Genomic DNA, 3,799 nt, shown 5'->3' on the forward strand with positions numbered 1-3,799 from the left:
ATCCTGCCAGACTGCGATGTGTCCTGGTTCAAGAGGGAAGAGGCCGCGAATTGCAGTCCATGGTGGAGGAATATGTCCCAGCTCAAGAAAAGCATGAATTCCGGCTGGGTCGAGCTTGCGAGCAATTAAACCTGATGCAAGTAGTGCCTTAAGTTCTGACGCAAACAAGAACCCCTCTGGGACCGCGGCATAGTAAAGAGGTTTGATACCGATTCGATCTCGCGCGAGGAACAACCGATGGTTCTTGGTATCCCATGCGGCAAAAGCAAACATTCCGCGGAGTTTGTCGACGCAAGCTTCTCCGAACTCTTGATAGAGATGGAGAATTACTTCTGTATCGGTATTTGAGCGATTCCGATGCACTCGCGTGAAAAGCTGCGTTCGCAATTCATCCGCGTTGTAGCATTCGCCGTTGTAGGTGATCCAGAGACATGAATCATCGTTGGCCATAGGTTGGTGCCCGCGCTCGCTCAGATCAATAATTGCCAATCGGGTGTTTCCGAGCGCACAATCTGCCGCCAATGTAACCCCGTGACTGTTGGGCCCACGGTGTGACAATGCAGTGACCATGTGCTCGGCCGTGCTCTTAAAGCGCTCCTGAGCGAAATCCGAAGCTGTCCCGGCAATGCCTTACAGATTGTCCTCGCAGCCACCACTGAAAGATCGTTCTTCGTCACTTTCAAGAAATCCTTGCATCGATGCACGAGTTGAGCGATTTCGCCGACGAAATCTCGGGCAGCCGAAAAAGAATACCGATCAAAAGCCACAGAAACGCGTTGTTCACGAAATTTTGAAAGATATCGAGGCCGAGGTATGTCAGAGGGTACAGAAGAACAAATGCATACCACAGAATCGCGATGGCCAGTGGGAACAATCGCGTTTGACGCAGCGGGCGAATGGCTTTCCACGCGGTTCGCAAAAGAGTTGCAGTCCAGAATATCCAAAGAATCGGCCCTAAGATTCCCAATTCCGCGATCAATTGACCGTACCCCTCCTCGACCCAAACTTCGGGAGCTGGTCTCTTGAGAAAAGCGCTGACATATTGGATACCCAATGACGCAGTTCCTGTGCCATTCCCGACGACCCAGTGCGGACTGGAAAATGCGTCGGCGAGATTCTGCATCGGATAGCTCCAAGCTCGATCAGAGAGTTGGAAAGCTGTACTGCCTGGCAAGAGTGTCTGGGTATAAAAGGCCCAGCGAGAACTGGCGGCGGATGGAAATAATAAGATGAATAGCGCGAGACCGAGCATCACGAAAATACAAGTGCGTCGCAATGTTTTGGTAAGCCGATGAGCCTGTCCCCAGCGCAAGGGAGCGCCCAAGAGAAACATTACAGTCAGTGCAAGCAGGCTGAAAAGGGAGTATAGCAGCGCTGTGCGTGACCCACTGAGGAGAACGGCAACAGCTATAATCGCGATGCTCGTGAAGATAACAGTTCGGCCCTTGAGGCCAGCGAGTACAAAGTAGCCCGCAGTCCCTAGCCCAAAGATCGTGCACAGCACGAGAAAAAAAGCGAATCTCCCATTGCTTACAAAAACCGAGGTTGGGAGCAAAAACATTTGGTCTGTAAGTGGAGCCACCTTGCTCAGATTTCCCAAATCACGAATGTTGGGCGCCAGCCTTGCCGGACTCAAAATTTCGCTGCCGGCGGTTGCCTGAACAATTCCAAGCGCTGAGATGATAGTGGCCAGAAGTACGCAAGTGATGAGGAATCGACGCAAATCGGCTTCGTTTTGAATTAGCGCATAGCCAACAAAGATGAGAGGGACATAATAGAAATCAATTTTCATTCCCAATACGCCGTAAAAAACGCTCGGCGAATAAGGGTTGAAAACCTGGAGAGCCGCAAGCCAGAAAAAAAGACTCATGATCAGCACAAATGGCGGCCGAAAGCTTTTCGCTCGTCCTTCACGAATTGCGAGATAGAGGGCAACGTAGGTAAGGCCCGCCAAGGCGTCCTTGGCAAAATAAATCAGCATGTTGTTGCCGAAATATTTCCGGACGAGATCTTCAAAAAGTAGCCAGACGAGAAAGAGATAAAATCCAGAGCGCCAATTTCGAGCGATAGCGAAAGCGATCGCGAATAATGCAAGCCCGACGGCGGAATAGGCCAGCTCCTGGTAATTACCGTCGGAAATCCAATGTCCCAGTTTCCATGCAGTGTAAATTCCGAACACAAAAACCGTGATTGAAATTAAGGGCTGGTTGCGCAACGCTGAAGCTCTAGCCCTGATCATCGAGACCGTCCCAGTTCGGCAGAACCTCCGACTCTATTACGCATGGGGGGCTTCCTGCGTTTGGTGATTCCCTCTTGCGGGATGCGATTCCGCATGAAGAGATATTCTCTCTGTTCCCTCTGCCCTCGGCGCTTCCGAAAGGATGAAGACTGGATTCGGTAAGCGAGGTGTTCTCAGTACAACAGCAAACCAGCGGGCAATTTCGTCCCAGGCGAAATACTTCTTGTAAGCGCTTAAGTTACGCAAGTGAAGAGAATTCCAGAAGAATTCGTCGGTCAGAACTCTCTCAAGCGCCTGTGCAAGTGCACTTCGATCTCCAGGGGGCGCAAGCACTGCACCCGCCTCGCTCAACGGAAAACTCTTAGTCGCATCTCCATACGCAACGATTGGCAGGCCGCACGCAAGAGCCGCGAGAGGGCTCCCGCGCCTGGGATTGAGCACATCACGGACATACAAAAGCACATCTGCGTCGCTCAAGATTCGATTGACCTCTTCCTCGGGAAGAACGCCAATTATCGAAATCTCGGTGCCACTGCCAGCGAGCGCATTCTCGAGCAGATTATGAGCCTCTATTGCTCCCCGGCCGAACACGGTTAACTGAATATGTGGAACTGACTTCACTACATGGCGGATGGCAGTCGCGATTTCCTCAACCTCCCACACTGTCCGATCTCGATTTGTCACGCAGAAGACAGCAACCTTACTTGGGCCACGAATTGAGGATGTGCGCTGTCGCAGAGCGGTATTCTCTGGAATGTTTGATCCGATGGGAATAAAAAAGGCCTTCGGATCGTCCGACCGCAGCCACAAAATCGAAGCAGTCGTCACCGTGAATATGGAAGCGTCCGAGAGTGAATAGAGCCAGCGAATCACTCGTTGTTGGCAAACGAACCGAAATCGAGCCCATACGCCTCTTGCTAGGAATCCGCGAGATTCATGGAATACGACGCCCACTCGCGCCCCACTTCTCTTGGCCGCAATAGCAGCAGCGACGGCCCCAAACGGAAACCCCCTCCGTGACCATCCCATTGCGGTATATTGCAGCAAGACCCAATCTTTACGAGCTGTCGCGAGGCTGCGACGGAGTGTGGCGAGGGTCGCGAGCCACCCTCTTTTGTTCCAATTTACCGCGTATGTCTCCATATCGATGTCGCGCGGACGAAGAGCACTAGCAAGGCGGCTACAATAATCCCAGACACCGTCGCTGATGGGATCGCGAGGGCCTGTAAGGGCCAAGATTTTGAGTTCTTCAGTCTTAGTCTTCACAAGTGCGATTAAATTGAAAACAGGAACGGCCAAACGGGCGAGAGGTTGCCGTTCCGACCCCACCGAAGGATACTCTCGTATTCGTGAGCGACAAAAAGATTTTGGATGGGCAATGGCGCTTGCATGGCTTCTGCCACATTTGCCTCAATCGCGATTTACTGCAAGGCAAGTAAATGGTCTGCGTCTATGGATTGCATCTCGTAGCCGAGGCCGCGGCAGAGGCTTTTAACTTCAACTCCATTCGCTGCTGAATGGATTTCGAAAACAATTAATGGCTTAAATGATGAAAAAACG

3 protein-coding genes are annotated in these 3,799 nt (G+C 51.7%); all 3 read right to left on the reverse strand.

Translation table 11 applies throughout. The features are described 5' to 3' along the window. Window positions 1-558 (reverse strand): asparagine synthetase B (locus tag VGS11_05190; protein HEV2119482.1); only part of this gene is annotated, 558 nt, incomplete at its 3' end. Between the two features lie 121 nt (window positions 559-679). Beyond that, complete coding sequence (locus tag VGS11_05195; protein HEV2119483.1) at window positions 680-2,239, reverse strand: hypothetical protein; 1,560 nt, start codon at window positions 2,237-2,239, stop codon at window positions 680-682. Between the two features lie 36 nt (window positions 2,240-2,275). Further along, on the reverse strand, window positions 2,276-3,538 hold the full coding sequence (locus tag VGS11_05200; protein ID HEV2119484.1) for a glycosyltransferase: 1,263 nt from the start codon (window positions 3,536-3,538) through the stop codon (window positions 2,276-2,278). Between the last annotated feature and the right edge of the window lie 261 nt (window positions 3,539-3,799).

It is taken from the genome of Candidatus Bathyarchaeia archaeon (assembly GCA_035935655.1).
In the GTDB taxonomy this organism is placed as follows: domain Archaea; phylum Thermoproteota; class Bathyarchaeia; order 40CM-2-53-6; family 40CM-2-53-6; genus 40CM-2-53-6.